Source organism: Rhodopseudomonas palustris, from assembly GCF_003591005.1.
GTDB classification, from domain to species: domain Bacteria; phylum Pseudomonadota; class Alphaproteobacteria; order Rhizobiales; family Xanthobacteraceae; genus Rhodopseudomonas; species Rhodopseudomonas palustris_K.
Genome location: NZ_QYYD01000048.1, coordinates 1 through 17,087, shown reverse-complemented (window position 1 = coordinate 17,087; position 17,087 = coordinate 1). Strand labels below are relative to the sequence as shown.

At 65.4% G+C, this 17,087-nt stretch carries 9 protein-coding genes and 1 riboswitch; of the genes, 5 read left to right on the top strand and 4 right to left on the bottom strand.

Translation table 11 applies throughout. The annotated features are described in order from the left end of the window. The first annotated feature begins 740 nt into the window (after positions 1-740). Positions 741-2,786: a peptidoglycan DD-metalloendopeptidase family protein gene (locus D4Q52_RS25250; RefSeq protein ID WP_425328512.1), complete on the top strand. Its 2,046-nt coding sequence runs from the start codon at positions 741-743 to the stop codon at positions 2,784-2,786. A gap of 160 nt (positions 2,787-2,946) precedes the next feature. After that, entirely contained in the window at positions 2,947-4,575 is a 1,629-nt protein-coding gene (locus D4Q52_RS25245; RefSeq protein ID WP_119859340.1) for an SMP-30/gluconolactonase/LRE family protein, read from the top strand. A 207-nt stretch (positions 4,576-4,782) separates the two neighbouring features. Here the strand turns inward: D4Q52_RS25245 and clpB are convergent, their stop codons facing one another. Beyond that, positions 4,783-7,422, bottom strand: coding sequence for an ATP-dependent chaperone ClpB (gene clpB, locus D4Q52_RS25240; RefSeq protein ID WP_119859339.1), 2,640 nt, complete (start codon positions 7,420-7,422; stop codon positions 4,783-4,785). A gap of 223 nt (positions 7,423-7,645) precedes the next feature. Between clpB and D4Q52_RS25235 the strand changes: the two genes are divergently transcribed. Then, a complete protein-coding gene (locus tag D4Q52_RS25235) occupies positions 7,646-8,416 on the top strand; it encodes an MOSC domain-containing protein (RefSeq protein ID WP_425328513.1) in 771 nt (256 codons plus the stop codon). A 189-nt stretch (positions 8,417-8,605) separates the two neighbouring features. Here D4Q52_RS25235 and D4Q52_RS25230 read toward each other — a convergent pair whose 3' ends face one another. Beyond that, the gene (locus D4Q52_RS25230) at positions 8,606-9,394 is read right to left on the bottom strand and encodes a TIGR02594 family protein (protein WP_119859337.1); all 789 of its coding nucleotides are present in this window, start codon (positions 9,392-9,394) and stop codon (positions 8,606-8,608) included. 277 nt (positions 9,395-9,671) lie between these two features. Between D4Q52_RS25230 and D4Q52_RS25225 the strand changes: the two genes are divergently transcribed. Then, the gene (locus tag D4Q52_RS25225) at positions 9,672-10,409 is read left to right on the top strand and encodes an O-methyltransferase (RefSeq protein ID WP_119859336.1); all 738 of its coding nucleotides are present in this window, start codon (positions 9,672-9,674) and stop codon (positions 10,407-10,409) included. A 101-nt stretch (positions 10,410-10,510) separates the two neighbouring features. Next, complete coding sequence (locus tag D4Q52_RS25220; RefSeq protein WP_119859335.1) at positions 10,511-14,743, top strand: glycosyltransferase; 4,233 nt, start codon at positions 10,511-10,513, stop codon at positions 14,741-14,743. A gap of 18 nt (positions 14,744-14,761) precedes the next feature. Here the strand turns inward: D4Q52_RS25220 and metW are convergent, their stop codons facing one another. After that, positions 14,762-15,457, bottom strand: coding sequence for a methionine biosynthesis protein MetW (gene metW, locus D4Q52_RS25215; protein WP_119859334.1), 696 nt, complete (start codon positions 15,455-15,457; stop codon positions 14,762-14,764). Between the two features lies 1 nt (position 15,458). Beyond that, positions 15,459-16,649 (bottom strand): homoserine O-acetyltransferase MetX, encoded by a 1,191-nt coding sequence (gene metX / locus D4Q52_RS25210; protein WP_182915444.1) that lies wholly within the window; start codon positions 16,647-16,649, stop codon positions 15,459-15,461. Positions 16,650-16,747: 98 nt separating this feature from the next. Next, positions 16,748-16,827, bottom strand: a riboswitch (SAM riboswitch). Positions 16,828-17,087 lie beyond the last annotated feature (260 nt).

Sequence of the window (17,087 nt, the reverse complement as noted above, 5' to 3'; positions counted from 1 at the left end):
GACCCGCAAGGACTCCGCCGTCCACGTTTCTCTTTCTTCATCTTCACTTGTCAAACAGCCCGGAGCCCGAAGACCCCATGAAGCCAACCCGAAGGCTTCAGCTTCGTACTCCTACCCTAAGGAGGAGGTCGTCCGCTCCATCCGACAAGGATAAGCAACCGAAAACGATCGGCTGCTGTATCACTTAGCGAAGTGATGGAGCATCAGAGGCGCGGAAGCTCGCTGGTGCCCGGTGGGCTCAGCGGCGCCGCGTTCGATGGGCGGGTTATAGGCCAGCCCGATCGAAGCTGTCAACGGCTTCGTCAGAAAAATGTCGTGGGCCCTCGAAAAATGATTTTTGCTCGGAAATACAAGGCCTTCCGTGGGAAGGCGCCGTACTGAAGCCACATTCCTGGGACGTTCTCCCCAGATCAGACGGGCCGGAATCGTCCGGCTGCCGGGCTCGGCGGCTGAACGTTGCCCACCAGGGATCGCGATCATGACGCTTTCATCGCAATTTCCTCGTCGGTGTGCGGCCTCGAACCTTTCCCGCCATTGACGTTCGCGGCGGCTGCCAGCAATTTGGCGCCCTCTTGTCGAACGTCTGCGGCGCAGTCCCGCTCCTTGGTTCGCCCGCGTGGCGAGCCAGCGGCGCGCGGGACAGCCAGAAGGCCTGGGATCGCTCGATCGCACAGGACCTTCGTCAGGGACGCTGGCCGGCCGGCTCATGCCGCGGGCAAGGATAGTTGGGGGACGGCGGATTGAGCCAGAGATTGTCACGCGGACGCAGCGGGCGCGAGGGCGAGTCGATCGACCTCGGCCACGAGCCGCCGCTTTCCGTCGATGGTTCTGAAGCCGCGGTGATCGATCGCCGCCGCGTCTCGGTGCAATGGTTCAGCGGCACGATTCTGACCGGCCTGTGCGGCGCAGCCTTGATCGGCGGCGCCGTTTTCGCGTCGCTCGATGGCGAGATGACCTTCGCCAAAGCGCCCGAGCGTGTCGAAGCCGCGCTACGCGGCGCGTTCGGCGCCGACAAGACGGCAGCGCTGCACAAGAGCGACCGGCTGCCGCCGCCGAGCGAGTCGCAAGCCGCGCGCAGTGTGATGCGGGTCTCGACCGTTACCCGCGTCGGCACCCGCGAAGTCGTCCGCGTCCGCCCGTTCGTCAAGATCGCCGGCAATCTGTCGCTGACCACCAGCGATCTCAGCGCCAAGATCCCGGCCTTCAACGCGCAGCGCATGCTGACCGATGTCGGCTCCGCCGCAGCCGCCGATGATGCCCAGAATCCCGAGGCGGTCGAGCCGGACGCCGAGGTCTCCTTCGTCACCCGCGATCTCGGCCAGGTACTGCCCAGGGCGAAGATCGCCGGCGCGATCCCGCCGGACGAAATCCTGATGCGGGTGCGCGATGCCGCGAATTGGAAGGGCAACAGCGGCGTGCGCTACGCCAGCGCGACCGCAGGTGATCTCGGCGGCGACATGCGGCTCGGCTATGCGCCGGAAGGCGTGTCGGCCGATCCCTATGCGGGCTTCGAAACCCGCATCGTGCCGGAGAACGTCACGCTGTTGCCGAAAACCAAGGAGCAGGTGACCGGCGGCAATCCCACCGGTGAGCGCGTTCACATCGTCAAGAAGGGCGACACCGTCGCGTCGGTGCTGCGTGACCAGGGCGCCAGCGAGGAAGACGCCAACGCGGTAGCCTCCGCGCTCGGCGCCCGCGGCCGCAGCGGCGGGCTGAGGGAAGGTCAGAAACTGAAAATCCTGATGGAGCCCGGCGCCGGTGGCAAGCCGGCTCAGCCCTACCGGGTGATCATCGCGGGCGACTCGGCGGTCGAAGCGGTGGCGGCTTTGTCGGACCTCGGACGCTACGTCGCGGTCGACGTTCAGGCGCTCAACACCGTCAGCGACACCGCCGACAACAGCGACGACGAGGAGGACGACGGCACCGGCGTTCGCCTCTATCAGTCGATCTACGAGACGGCGATGCGCAACAAGGTGCCGCAGCCGATCATCGACGACATGATCAAGATCTACTCCTACGACGTCGACTTCCAGCGCAGGGTGCAGGCCGGCGACTCGTTCGAGGTGTTCTACGCCGGCGACGACGAAACCACCGCCACCGTCGAGAAGAACGACGTGCTGTTCGCCTCGCTCACGGTCGGCGGCGAAACCAAGAAGTACTACCGGTTCCAGACTCCCGACGACTCGGTGGTCGATTTCTACGACGAGAGCGGCAAGAGCGCGAAGAAGTTCCTGGTGCGCAAGCCGGTCAACAACGCGATCATGCGCTCCGGCTTCGGCGGCCGCCGCCATCCCATTCTCGGCTACGTCAAGATGCACACCGGCGTCGACTGGTCGACGCCCTACGGCACCCCGATCTTCGCCTCCGGCAACGGCGTGATCGAGAAGGCCGGCTGGGAAGGCGGCTACGGCAAGTATATCCGCATCAAGCACAACAACGGCTACGAGACCGCCTACGGCCACATGTCGGCGTTCGCCAAGGGCATGGAGCCGGGCAAACGCGTGCGCCAGGGCCAGGTGATCGGCTTCGTGGGCTCGACCGGCCTGTCGACCGGCGCGCATGTGCATTACGAGATTCTGGTGAACGGCCGGTTCGTCGACCCGATGCGCGTCAAGCTACCGCGCGGCCGCTCGCTCGAAGGCCCGATGCTGGCCAATTTCGAGAAAGAACGCGACCGCCTCGACGCCATGATGACCAACCGCAACGCGCCACGATTCGCCGAAGACCTCACGGCGACGACGCCGGTGCGCAGCAATGTCAGCGCGTCGGCGCAGGCCAAGCGCTAGGCGCATCTTCTCACTGATCGCTTCTGATAGCGCGACGATCGGCGCGCCTGCGCGATCGGCGGCGCTACCTGCTGCGGCGCACGCGCGAAATCCGCTTGCCAAGCGCCGGCACGCGTCAAATACTTCCCGCATAAAAACAAACAGTGTCGGGAGAAATGCGATGAGGAGCAAACTTGCGCTCGGTGCGAGCGGGATGGTGCTTTCCCTGCTGATGGCCAGTGCTGCGCGAGCCGACGAGTATCAGGTCAGCAAACTGGTTGAAGGCTCAGCATTTCACGGGGTGCACGGGCTCGGCATCGACAAATCCGGGCGGCTGTTTGCCGGCAGCGTCGCCGGCGCCGCGCTCTACGAAGTCGATCGCGACAAGGGCACGGCCAAAATTGCGATTCCGACGCCGGAAGGCATGGCCGACGACATCGCGTTCGCACCCGACGGCACCATGGCGTGGACGGCGTTTCTCACCGGCGATCTCTATGCGCGCAAGGGCGACGGTCCGATCAAGAAGCTGGCCTCGGGGCTGCCTGGTATCAACTCGCTCGCCTTCCGCAAGGACGGCCGGCTCTACGCCACCCAGGTGTTTCTCGGCGACGCGCTGTACGAGATCGACGTCGAAGGCGCCAAGCCGCCGCGCAAGATCATGGAGAAGATGGGCGGCCTGAACGGCTTCGAGTTCGGCTCCGACGACAAGATTTATGGGCCGCTATGGTTCAAGGGCCAGGTCGCGGCGGTCGATGTCGACAAGGGCGAACTCAGCGTCGTGGCCGACGGCTTCAAGATTCCGGCCGCGGCGAATTTCGACTCCAAGGACAATCTCTATGTGCTCGACACCGCGCTCGGCCAGCTCGTCAAGGTCGATATCAAGACCGGCAAGAAGCAGGTCGCGGCGCAGCTCAAGCCGTCGCTCGATAACCTCGCGATCGACGCGCAGGACCGCATCTTCGTCTCCAACATGGCCGACAACGGCATCCAGGAAGTCGACCCGGCGACCGGCAGTGCCAAGCAGGTGATCATCGGCAGACTGGCATTTCCGGCCGGCATTGCCGTCGTCTCCGAAGGCGGCAAGGACACCATCCACGTTGCCGATGTGTTCGCCTATCGCAGCGTCGATGGCGCGACCGGCGAGGTGCGCGAGCTGGCGCGGATGCATGCGGACGGCACCACGCTGGAATATCCGATGAGCGCCACCGCCAAGGGCAACGAGGTGATCCTGTCGAGCTGGTTCACCGGCACCGTGCAGGTGATCGACCGCGCGACCGGCAAGTCGCTGGAGATGATGCACGACTTCAAGGCGCCCTATGATGCGATCCGGCTGGCGAACGGCAAGCTGATCGTCGCCGAACTCGGCAGCAAATCGCTGGTCGAGGTCGGCGGCGAGCATGGCAAGGACAGGAAGGCGATCGCCACCGACCTCGCCGGCCCGGTCGGTCTCGCGCAGGCGGCCGACGGCGGGATCTACGTCACCGAGGCGTTCGCCGGGCAGGTCAGCAAGATCGATCCGGCGAGCGGCGCCAAGACCGTGGTGGCGAAGGACCTCAAGCTGCCGGAGGGCCTGGCGCTGGCGCCGTCCGGCAAGCTGATCGTCGCCGAGGTCGGCGCCAAACGCGTGGTTGAGATCGACCCGGCCGATGGGAAAGTCACCGAGCTCGCCGGCAACCTCCCGATCGGCCTCACGCCCGCCCCCGGCCTGCCGCCCACCAACATGCCGACCGGTGTCGCCGTCGGCGCGACCGGGACGATCTACGTGTCGTCGGATATCGAGAACGCGATCTACAAGATCGTGAAGAAGTAGGTACGAAACGCGATGTACTCCGCAGGGTCACTGCGGAGTACATCGTGAGCGCAGATAATATGATCAGCCTGTCAACGTTCGCTCCGTCATTGCGAGCGAAGCGAAGCAATCCAGCCCAGTGCATGGCGCTGGATTGCTTCGTCGCGGAGCCTGTGCCCGAACGGCGCAAAGCGCCGATCCGGGTGCTCCTCGCAATGACGAAAGAGCTCAGTTCAACATCCGCTTCGGCGGCCGTCCCGTGAACGGCTCGATGTCCGCCGTATGCGGCGGGGCGCCGTTGAAGGTGAGGATGCCGCCTTCGGCCGAGATCACCACGGTGTCGCCGTCCTTGACGCTGCCGTCGAGGATCATCTCGGCGAGCGGGTCCTGGACGTGGCGCTGGATCACGCGCTTGAGCGGGCGTGCGCCGTAGGCCGGGTCCCAGCCCTTTTCGGCGAGCCAGTCGCGCGCGGAGGCGTCGAGGTCGAGCACAATCTTGCGGTCGTCCAGCAGCTTCTGCAGACGCTCCAACTGGATGTCGACGATCCGGCCCATCTCGCTCTTCTGCAAGCGGTGGAACAGGATGATCTCGTCGACCCGGTTGAGGAATTCCGGGCGGAAGTGAGCCCGCACCATCCCCATCACCTGCTCGCGCACCGCACCGGTGTCCTCGCCTTCCGGCTGCGCCACCAGATACTCGCTGCCGAGGTTCGACGTCATCACGATCAGCGTGTTGCGGAAGTCGACGGTGCGGCCTTGGCCATCCGTGAGGCGGCCGTCATCGAGCACCTGCAGCAGCACGTTGAACACGTCCGGATGCGCCTTCTCGATCTCGTCGAACAGCACGACCTGATACGGCCGGCGCCGCACGGCTTCGGTCAGCGCCCCGCCCTCGTCGTAGCCGACATAGCCGGGAGGCGCGCCGATCAACCGGGCCACGGAGTGCTTCTCCATGTATTCCGACATGTCGAGCCGGACCATCGCGGTCTCGTCGTCGAAAAGATACTGCGCTAAGGCCTTGGTGAGCTCGGTCTTGCCGACGCCGGTCGGGCCGAGGAACATGAACGAGCCCATCGGCCGGTGCGGGTCCTGCAGGCCGGCGCGGGCGCGGCGGACCGCGGTCGACACCGCATGCACGGCCTCGAACTGGCCGACCACGCGCTTGCCGATCTGATCCTCCATGCGCAGCAGCTTTTCCTTCTCGCCCTCGAGCATCTTGTCGACCGGCACGCCGGTCCAGCGCGACACCACCTGCGCGATGTGATTGGCGGTGACCGCCTCCTCCATCATCTCGCCGGTGTTCTCATTGGCTTCGATCTCGGACAGCTTGCGCTCCAGCTCGGGGATCCGCCCATAGGCCAGCTCGCCCGCTCGCTGATACTCGCCGCGGCGCTGCGCGTCGGCGAGTTCGAGCCGCAGCCCGTCGAGCTCGCTCTTCAGCTTCTGGGCATTGGACAGCTTGTTCTTCTCCGCGCTCCAGCGCTGGGTCAGCGCCGCCGACTTCTCCTCGAGGTCGGCCAGCTCCTTTTCCAGCGCGACCAGGCGCGTCTTGGAGCCGACGTCGCTTTCCTTCTTCAGCGCCTCCTGCTCGATCTTGAGCCGCACGATCTCGCGGTCCATCGAATCGAGCTCTTCGGGCTTGGAGTCGACCTGCATCTTCAGCCGCGCCGCGGCCTCGTCCATCAGGTCGATGGCCTTGTCGGGCAGGAAGCGGTCGGTGATGTAGCGGTTCGACAGCGTCGCCGAGGCAACGATCGCCGAGTCGGCGATGCGCACGCCGTGGTGCTGCTCGTATTTGTCCTTCAGGCCGCGCAGGATCGAGATGGTGTCCTCGACCGTCGGCTCGGACACGAACACCGGCTGGAAGCGCCGCGCCAAAGCGGCGTCCTTCTCGACGTGCTTGCGATACTCGTCGAGCGTGGTGGCGCCGATGCAATGCAGCTCGCCGCGGGCGAGCGCGGGCTTCAAGAGGTTCGACGCGTCCATCGCGCCGTCGGCCTTGCCGGCGCCGACCAGCGTGTGCATCTCGTCGATGAACAGGATGATGCCGCCCTCGGCCGCGGTGACTTCGTTGAGCACGGCCTTCAGCCGCTCCTCGAACTCGCCGCGATATTTCGCGCCGGCGATCAGCGCGCCCATGTCGAGCGCGAGCAGCTTCTTGTCCTTCAGGCTCTCCGGCACGTCGCCGTTGAGGATGCGCAGCGCCAGGCCTTCGACGATCGCGGTCTTGCCGACGCCGGGTTCGCCGATCAGCACCGGGTTGTTCTTGGTCCGCCGCGACAGAACTTGAATCGTGCGGCGGATCTCCTCGTCGCGGCCGATCACCGGGTCGAGCTTGCCGTCGCGCGCCGCCTGGGTCAGGTCGCGGGCGTATTTTTTCAGCGCATCATAAGCGTTCTCGGCCGTCGCGGAATCCGCGGTGCGGCCCTTGCGCAGCGCATTGATGGCCGCGTTCAGGTTCTGCGGGGTGACGCCGCCCTTGGCCAGCAGCTGGCCGGCCTCTGAGTCCTTGTCGAGCGCCAGCGCGAGCAGCAGCCGCTCCACGGTGACGAAGCTGTCGCCGGCCTTTTCGGCCGCCTGTTCGGCGCCGTCGAGCGCACGAGCCGTCGCCGGGGCCAGATAGACCTGGCCGGCGCCCGAGCCGGACACTTTCGGCATCTTGCCGAGCGCATCTTCGGTCGCCTTGAGGATCGCACGGGAATTGCCGCCGGAGCGGTCGATCAAACCGCCGGCGAGCCCTTCGGAATCGTCGAGCAAGACTTTGAGGATGTGCAGCGGCGAGAACTGCTGATGGCCCTCGCGGACGGCGAGCGATTGCGCTGACTGGATGAAGCCGCGTACGCGTTCGGTGTATTTTTCTGGGTTCATGTCTGGTGTCCCTCAGCCTGCCATCGGCGCCTCGAAAGCACGCGGACGGCATCTTCATTGGGGTTCCACCGGCCGCGTTGATGGTCGTCAACCGGCGGCGGTCGTCGCCGCGCCCGAACCGGCAGCGGCTTGACGCAAATGTGGGCATCGGTTCCGGAAACGGAAGGGCCGGCGTCACAATTTCGTGCAGCCGCCTGGGATCAAAAGCTTTACGATGACCGACATGACAATCCCCGCCGCCGCTTCGCTCTCCGCCATCTATCGCTATCCCATCAAAGGCCTGACGCCCGAGCCGCTGCCCAAGGTGTCGCTTGCGGTCGGCCAGACGCTGCCGGCCGATCGCTCCTACGCGATCGAAAATGGCCCGACGGGGTTCGACCCGGCAAGCCCGGTCTGGAAGGCCAAGACGCACTATCTGATGCTGATGCGTAACGAGCGGCTGGCGGCGCTGCGCAGCCATTTCGACGACGCGACGCACACGCTGACGATCCGCCAGGACGGCGCCGAGCTGGTTTGCGGCGATCTGCGCAGCCCCGAGGGCCGGGCCGCCATCGAGGCGATTTTCACCGCGCACTTTGCCGACGAACTGCGTGGCCCGCCAAAAGTGCTGGACGGCCAGGGCTACAGTTTTTCCGACGTGCCGATCAAAGTGGTGTCGATCATCAACCTCGGCAGCGTCGCGGCGCTCGAAGGAATGATCGGTAAGCCAGTCGACCCGCTGCGCTTTCGCGCAAACCTCTATGTCGACAGCTGGCCGGCCTGGGCCGAACTCGACATGATTGGCCAACCGCTTGCGATCGGCGACGCGCGACTCAAGATCGTCAAGCGCACCGTGCGCTGCGCGGCCACCAATGTCGATCCCGTCACCGCAGCGCGCGATCTGGCGATCCCCACGACCCTGCAACAGAACCTCGGCCATGCCGACTGCGGCGTCTACGCGGAAGTGATCGAGGCTGGCACCATCGCGCAGGGTGATGCGGTGCGGATGGAATAGGCCGGACTATCTGCGTAGTCCGCCCCCACACCGACCGCCATCGCCGGGTTGACCCGGCGATCCATCCTCTTGCGAAAAGCGGGCTACGCGCGAGATGGATCCGCGGGCCTTCGCCGCGCCGAAGCGGCTACGGCCGCGCAGGCGGGTCAAGCCCGCGGATGACGATCGTGTGCTGGGAAAGTCCCGAACTCAGCTCGACGGCATCACGTAGGCGTAGATGCGGCTCTTCGAGTACACCGACTCCGCGACGCGACGGCCGTGATTGCCGGAAACGACGATCGGATTGCCCTTCGAGTCAACGCCGGTGACTACGCCGACGTGACCGCCACGCTTGCCGCGCGACATCACCGCGATGGCGCCGACCTGCGGGCCCGAAACGCGCTGGCCGTAGCTCGCGAATGACCGAGCCATGTCCGAGCCGGTGCCGCGATGGCCCGAGCGCTCCAGCACCATGTTCATGAACCGGGCGCACCACAGCCGGCTGCGGCCGGTCGGATTGCCGCCGATGTAGCGCCGCGCTTCGGCGACAAGACCGGAGCCGCCGCCACTGCCGTTCGAAGTCTGCCACTGCGCCTGCTGCAAGGCGGCAGCACGCCGTGCCGCACCGCGCTGCACGCGCTGCTTCATCATCCGTGGCGCATTCATCGCATTGGGATCGGCATAGCCCGCGGGCGCGAAACCCTGCGGCTGCTGATAGGCCTGAAAGCCGAATTGCTGCTGTTGCCCGAAGCCCTGCTGGATCGCCGCATTGCTCTGACGCCAACCGCGATGGCGCTTGGTATGGCGATGATAGCGCTTGGTGTAGCGATGTTGACGGTGATAACCGCGATGCGACGTGGCGTCGCCATGGTGCGCGGCGTAGCCGTGATGACGATGCAACGGCCGCGCCGATGCCGGATTGACCAAAGCGGCAATCGCCGCAAACCCCAGAACCAACGCAACAACGCGACCCGGACGAAACGCAGTGAACTCAAGCATTCAGACTCTCTCTCCATCAACACGCCGACCGATGACGACCGGCGGGTGCGGTAAACAGAGCGGCGATGGCGAGAGCATGACCTGTGCGGCGACGGGGGAGTGATTCGACGGTGATAAGAAGATCATTTCGTGGCAGCGGAACTCGTGCCACGACGCGCAACACGATTTGGCCATGGAACGAGAGCCGACGGCGCCGCCGCGCTGCAGCACATCTCGCGCATCAATCGCGTTGCGTAGTCGCTAGTGCCAATTTAGAAGAGGTTCGTTTCGCCGCCTCATGGAGGACTCTTTGTCGTCAAGCGTTGCACCCGGTCTCGAACTGCATCCCAACAGTGCGATCGAGCTCGGCAGTGGCCTGGCCCGGCGATACGTGCGCAATTTCCCATATGCGGGCGACTTCATCGACGACTTCCATAGAAGCCTGTCGTCGGCGCCGCTCAACGGCCCGATCATCCAGCTGGACATCCCGGGGTGGCTGCGTCCCGCCGACGCACTCAAGCTTTACGAAGTCGGATATTTTTCGCCCGGCGATATCCTGGAGTTCGGCACCAATCGCGGGCTATCGGCCTACATCCTCGCAAGCGCCGTGAAGAACTCCGGTCGCCTGAGCAAAGTGGCGACGATGGAACTCAACAAGGACTACACCGAAGTCGCACGTAAGTCGCTTAGCGCCAAGGGGCTCGCAGACTTCACCGAGTTTCATACGGGCGATGCTGCCGACAGCTGCGAGCAGTTTGCCCGACAGGGGCGAACATTCGGCATGGCGTTCGTCGATCACTCCCATGCTTACGAGCATGTCTTGAAATCATGCGGCGATGTCGACCGACTGCTGAACGTCGGCGCGCTGTGCATCTTCCATGATTACACCGACCGTCGCAATACGCTGTCGAAGGGCGTCGGTGAAAGCGGCAGTGAGTACGGCGTCTACGCAGGCATTCAGGATGGGCTGTCAAAGCGGCGTTTTCGCTTCGTCGGCGTCTACGGCTGCTGCGGAGTGTTTCAGAAGGTCGCCTGACGCTGTTTCTTGCATTGCGAAATCCGGTAGCTGAATACAGTCGTCTCGGCTAAGTTGGCGCCGATCGATGGCGCGTGTTGCAATTCCCGTTTCGGAGAACAATGAAGAACAATCTGACGGTTCGCGGTTTCGTCGAGGGGGCTAAGCTTGGACGCGGCTTCATATTCCTGAGCGGCTGGGTCTCCACCTTGGAGAAGACCGAACTGAAGGGCGAATTGATCCTGCGCGTCGAGGGCGGCTCGGAAGTTGTGGTGACCGAGCGATTTTACCGCGCCGATCTCGAACGGGTCGGCATCGCTGCCGGGCGCGGCGGTTTCGCCGTCAGCGTGAAGACCGACGCGGTCTACGAGTTCCCACCACAAGTCTTCGCACGCCAGCCCGGCACCGACGAAGCTCTGATCTCCGGCCCGGGTACTCGGTTCGACAACTTCGCGCCGCTCGGCGCGTTCGACAGCGCAGGCCCGGAGGGCATCAAGGGCTGGCTGTATCATCCCGGCGAGGACGATCCGGACGCTCATGTGCTGGTCGGCGGCGCGATCCGGCTGCCGGTCGTCCGCAGCTTCGCGCGCCATGATTTGCCCTATGATTTCGGAACCGCACAGAAGTTCGGCTTCGTACTCGATCCGGTCGAGATCGAGCAGTTGATCGCGCAGACGCAGCCATCCGCCGCCGCTGATCATATCGATCTGGTGTTGATGGCAGAGGCCGGCAGCATCGCCAGCACGCGGCTTGCAGTCCGGCACCCATCGCAGGCGACGGCGGATGTCACCGATGACGCTGCGGCCGATCGCCGGCAGGCGACACCAGCGGCAAGCAATCTGACCATCTGTATCGAACGCGTCATGCGAGGGCACGGCCGGATCATGCTCCGCGGCTGGATCGCCCGCAGCGATCACAGTGCCGCCAAGCTGCCGCTGCGGCTGAGCCTCGACCACGGCCTCGATCATGGTGTCGAGATCATCGTCCCTGAATTGGACGACCGGCCCGACCTCGCCGGGCGCGGCATCGCCGGCGGTGCCGCCGGCTTCGTCGCCCTCTTCGACTGGCCGGACCAGCGCCCATTGCCGAGCGCGCTGCGCGTCACGTCCAACGACCGGTCGGAGATCTCGGCGGTGGGCGTTCCCGCCGATTTGGTGAGTGACCAGACCACGTTGCATCAGATCACGCTGCGCGGCCATGTCATCCGCGGCTGCTACTTCGATCTGGCAGCGCCGCTCGACGAGGTCGAACTGGTGTTCGACGGCGCCCACCTCTCGACGGTCCCGCTCGAACCCCTCGCGGATAACATGCGGCTGTGGAGCTTCGAAGGACAGGTCGCCACCGGCTTCGAATTCCGCGTGCGCGACGCCTGCAATCTGATCCGCGCCGCCAATCCGCATCACACCTTTGCGCCGGGGCAATCGACCCGCGTCGGCATCCGGGTCAACGGTTCGGTGGTCGCCGAAGCTGAAATCGAATTGCTGCAACCGACGATCGGCCGCCTGGAGACCGTCGAGAACGATCGCGTGTCGGGGTGGATCGCGTCCGGCAACAAGGATTCGAGCATTGTCGAGTACGACGTCTTCATCAATGGCGTGCGCTACCTCACCGCCAGGGCCGACGCCATCCGCAGCGACCTTGTCGCCAAGGAAATCAGCATCAATGGCGGCGGCTTCCGGTTCGAACCGGTCAATCCGGAGTTCGGTTCGAAGCAGATCGAGCTGAAGGTCGCGGCGGCTTTCGGCAAGGACTTTCTCGACGGTGTCGATGGTCGGCTGGAGCTTGCGAGTTTCGCCCAGCCGGGATTATCGCGGCTTTATTCGGTGATCGCCGCGACTCCGCCGCGTGACGTGTCGATCATCGTCCCGATCTACAATGCCGCCGACGATCTTCAGCTCTGCCTGAGTTCGGTGATCGCCCACACCGCCGGCCAGGCCCGCCTGATCCTGATCGACGACTGCAGCCCCGATCCGCGGATCGGCGAAATCCTCCAGGCGTATCGGGGCCACGACAACATCGTGATCCTGAGCAACGACAGCAATCAGGGCTTCACCAAGACCGTCAACCGCGGCATCGCGGCGGCGGGGTCAGACGACGTGGTGCTGCTTAATTCCGACACCATCGTCTCCGCCGGCTGGCTGCAAGGTCTGCGGCTGGCGGCTTATAGCGGCCCGCGCGTGGCGACGGCGACCGCGGTATCGAACAATGCAGGCGTTTTCTCGGTGCCCGAGATCAATGCCGACAACGCGCTGCCCAACGGCTGGCAGGTCGACGATATCGCCCGGCTGGTGCGGCAATCCTCGCTGACGACCTACCCGCGCGTACCGACCGGCAACGGTTTCTGCATGTTCGTGCGGCGCGATTGCATCGAGGCGATCGGCTCGCTCGATGAAGTCGGCTTTCCAGTCGGCTATGGCGAGGAGAACGATTTCTGCATGCGGGCCGCCCACGCCGGCTACGAGCATGTCTGCGACGATCGCACCTATGTTTATCACAAGCGCTCCGCCAGCTTCGGATCGCGCAAATCCGCGCATCTGGCCAACGGGCGAGACCTGCTGCATCAGCGCTATCCGGAATACTCGAAACTGATCGGCATCTTCGAGCAAGGTTCGCAGATGCTCGCGATGCGCTGGCGGGTGCGGCGCGCGCTGCTCGCCTCGGCGCAGCAGCACAGCCGTCCGCGGCCGCGGGTCTGCTACGTGATCTCCACGGTGACCGGCGGTACTCCGCAAACCAATCGCGACCTGATGGCGGCGCTCAGCGACCGCTACGAGCCATGGCTGCTGCGCTGCGACAGCAAGCGCATCGAGGTGTCGAGATTCGGCCACGACGGCGATGAGCCGATCGAGACCGTGGACTTGCGCGACCGCATCGTCCCCACCAGCCATCGATCGTCCGAATACGACGAGGAAGCGCTGAAGATCCTCGTTCGCTACGGTTTCGAGCTGGTGCATATCCGTCACCTCGGCTGGCACAGCGCCAATCTCAGCGAGATATGCCGGCTCGCCGGAATTCCGGTTATTCTATCTTTCCACGACTTCTACACCGTGTGTCCGACGACCAAACTGCTCGACGACACGCAGACTTACTGCGCCGGCGCATGCACCGAAAGCGGCGGCGACTGCCGGGCGGAGTTGTGGGAGGCAAGCCTGCTCCCGCCTCTGAAGCATCGGTTCGTCCATCGCTGGCGTCAGATCTTCGCCAAGAGTTTCGAGGCCTGCGATGCTTTCGTGACGACCTCGTCGGGGGCCGCAGCGGTGCTGACGGCGAACTATCCGGAGCAATTGAACCGCGACTTCCACATCATCCCGCACGGACGCTCGTTCGCCGACATCGGCCAGCGCGCAGCGCCGATCGATCCGGAGCGCCCCCTGAAAGTCCTGGTCCCTGGCAACATCTCGTCCGCCAAGGGGGCCGATATCATTCGCGGAATTGCCGAACTCGATGAGGGCCAGCGCGTCGAATTCCACATTCTCGGCGATGCCGGCCGGCTCCAGCCCGGCCCCGGCGTGATCGTGCACGGACTGTACAAGCGGGAGCAATTCGGATCGCTGGTCGATGAGATCAAGCCGAACGTCGGCGCCGTGCTGTCGATCTGGCCGGAAACCTATTGCCACACCCTGACCGAGATGTGGTCGAGCGGCCTGCCGGTGATCGGCATCGATATCGGCGCCGTCGGCGAGCGGATCGCGCAGCACGGCGGCGGCTGGCTGCTCCCGCTCAACGTCTCGGCGGCGGCCGTGCTGCAGGCGCTGTGGGCAATTCGCGCGGAGCCGGCGCAGGCCGCCACCAAGGTGGACGAGGTGCTGCGCTGGCAGGCCGGCACCGGCCGCATCCAAACCACTCACTACATGGGCCTGAAATACGACCGGCTGTATCGCCAGGCCAGTCGCGCCCGGCGCAGTTTCGCCTCGCTGTCTCCCGAGGCGCTGGTCCAGGCGGTGGTAATCGCTTCCGATCCGGGCAACCCGCTGCTGACGCGGCTGGTGCACCGCGGCGCCGAGTCGCGGCTGGTGCCGTGGCATTGGCCCGACGACTGGCGGGCGCTGCAGCCCGCCGATGTCACGGTCGATGCATTGATCGTTGCGGCGCACGATCTGACCCCGCAGGACGGTGCCGGCGTGGTGGCGCTGGCGGATCGGCTGCAGGCGCGGTTGTTTACTGTGGTGGCATCGGACCGGATGGGCAGCACGGCTTTCTACTCGTCCGACGGCACCAACGACTCGTCCGATCTGACGCTGTTTGCCGCCTCCGAGGCTGTGCTGACCGACACCCCGGACATTCCCGGCTGGATCCACGCTGCGGCGCGCAGCGTCGTGCAGATCGACGAGCGGGCACCGACCGCCTGGCTCTGAACGGCGCCGCCGTAAGCCTTATGGCGCCAGCCATTCACCCTGCGGCGGCGGCAGTTTCTTTTCGGCACGGCTCAGCAGGAACACGCCCTGCTCGCCGAACATGTTCCAGAACCACCACGGCGCGTTGAGGCGCAGCGGGCGGCCGTAGCGGTCGAGCGCCACGGCGCGCTCCATCTTGACGTTGATCTCGTCGCACAGCACGACGAAATCCTTGATGGTGCAGAAGTGGATGTTCGGGGTGTCGTACCAGGTCGCCGGCAGATTCTCGGTTCGCGGCATCCGCCCGTTGATGAGCAGCTGCAGCCGCATATTGATGTAGCCGAAATTCGGAAACGATACGATCGCGCGGCGGCCGATGCGCAGCAGATTTTCCAGCACGACGCGCGGCTGCCGGGTCGCCTGCAGCGTCTGCGACAGGATCACGTAGTCGAACGCGTCGTCGGTGTAGTTGGTGAGGTCGGTGTCGGCGTCGCCCTGCACCACCGCGAGGCCGCGCGACACGCAGCGGTTGACGCCCTCCCGCGACAGCTCGATGCCGCGGCAATCGACGCCGCGGGACTCGAGCAGCACCATCAGGTCGCCTTCGCCGCAACCGACGTCGAGCACCTTGGAGCCGGGCTCGACCATGTCGGCGACCAGCAGATGGTCGGCGCGATGCACCCGCAGCGTCGGCCGCTCGGGCGTGCCCAGCGGCAAGCTCTCCTGCACCGCCATCTCAGTGCCCCTGGCCAAGTCCGCGCGCGGTGGCGGCCGACTGCAGGAAGGCGCGGGCGATATCGATGAATTCCGGCTCGTCGAGCAGGAAGGCGTCGTGGCCCTTGTCGGTCTCGACCTCCGCAAACGACACCCGCGCGCCGCCGGCGTTCAGGGCGTGGACGATGGCACGCGATTCCGCGGTCGGAAACAGCCAGTCGGACGTGAACGACACCACGCAGAAGCGCGTCTGCGTGCCGCGAAACGCCGCGGCCAGCACACCGTCGTGATCGGCCGCGATATCGAAGTAATCCATCGCGCGGGTCAGATACAGGTAGGAGTTGGCGTCGAAGCGCTCGACGAAGGACGAGCCCTGATAGCGCAGATAGCTTTCGACCTGGAAGTCGGCGTCGAACGAGAACGTCGGCAGCTCGCGGTCCTGCATCCGGCGGCCGAACTTGCGATGCAGCGCGGCGTCGGACAGATAAGTGATATGCGCGGCCATCCGCGCCACCGCGAGGCCGCGATGCGGATGCGCGCCGGTCTCGAAGTAACGGCCGTGCGCCCAATCGGGATCGGCCATCACCGCCTGACGGCCGAGCTCATGGAACGCGATGTTCTGGGCCGAATGCCGGGGAGCGCAGGCGATCGGCATCGCCGAAAAAACTCGGTCCGGATAGGCCGCCGTCCATTGCAGCACCTGCATGCCGCCCATCGAGCCGCCGACCACGCTGAGCAGCCTGTCGATGCCGAGCCGGTCGATCAGCATCGCCTGCGCCCGCACCATGTCGGGGATGGTGATCACCGGGAAATCCAGCCCCCACAGCCGACCGGTCGCCGGGTTGGTCGAGGCCGGGCCGGTCGAGCCCATGCAGCTGCCGATCACGTTGGAGCAGATCACGAAGTAGCGGTCGGTATCGATCGGCTTGCCGGGGCCGACCAGCGTCAGCCAGCCGCCGGGCTTGCCGGTGATCGGATGCACGTTGGCGATGTGCTGGTCCATCGTCAGCGCGTGGCAGACCAGGATGGCGTTGCTCCTGTCGGCGTTCAGCGTGCCATAGGTCTGGTAGGCGATCTGGAACGGCGCGAGGTCGACGCCGCAATCGAGCCGCAGCGGCTGGTCCAGCCCGAACTGAGCAACCAGCGACGTCGGATGGTCGGCCTCGTGGGCGCGCTCGCCGGCGACCTGCCCTTTCGAATGAACATTCATCATACGCCTGCCAACGGCCTCGTCCGGGCACCTCCCGGTCGGCCTCAGATAGTGACGGCAGGGTCAATAAAAAACCCGGCCTGAACATGGGTTCGGCCGGGATCAAAACGTCCCCGGCCTGTTTAGCGAGTTGTTTAACGTGGCTGCAAGCCGGCCGGCTCAAATGACCACGGGATGTGGCGGGAAGGATAAGCATAAAGTCCGGGGGCGTCAATATTGGGAGCGGAGACGGCTCCCTTCACCCTCCCCTGGAGGGGGAGGGTCGGTCTGCAGCTCGCGAAGCGAGATGCGGGCCGGGGTGGGGTGAGCCGCGGGCACAGCGGATGAACTCTTCGCGGCCCCCCCCCCCCCCCCGGGGGCGGGCCCCCCCCCCCCCCCGCGGGGGGGGGGGGGGGGGGGCCGCCCCCCCCCCCCCCCCCAACAAGAATAGGGGGGGAGTCC

Coding starts and splice junctions, on each gene's coding strand:
- metX (WP_182915444.1), bottom strand. CDS start 16,649: ATGATGAATGTTCATTCGAAAGGGCAGGTCGCCGGCGAGCGCGCCCAC.
- D4Q52_RS25230 (WP_119859337.1), bottom strand. CDS start 9,394: ATGCTTGAGTTCACTGCGTTTCGTCCGGGTCGCGTTGTTGCGTTGGTT.
- D4Q52_RS25220 (WP_119859335.1), top strand. CDS start 10,511: ATGAAGAACAATCTGACGGTTCGCGGTTTCGTCGAGGGGGCTAAGCTT.
- metW (WP_119859334.1), bottom strand. CDS start 15,457: ATGGCGGTGCAGGAGAGCTTGCCGCTGGGCACGCCCGAGCGGCCGACG.
- D4Q52_RS25225 (WP_119859336.1), top strand. CDS start 9,672: ATGGAGGACTCTTTGTCGTCAAGCGTTGCACCCGGTCTCGAACTGCAT.
- D4Q52_RS25245 (WP_119859340.1), top strand. CDS start 2,947: ATGAGGAGCAAACTTGCGCTCGGTGCGAGCGGGATGGTGCTTTCCCTG.
- clpB (WP_119859339.1), bottom strand. CDS start 7,422: ATGAACCCAGAAAAATACACCGAACGCGTACGCGGCTTCATCCAGTCA.
- D4Q52_RS25235 (WP_425328513.1), top strand. CDS start 7,646: ATGACAATCCCCGCCGCCGCTTCGCTCTCCGCCATCTATCGCTATCCC.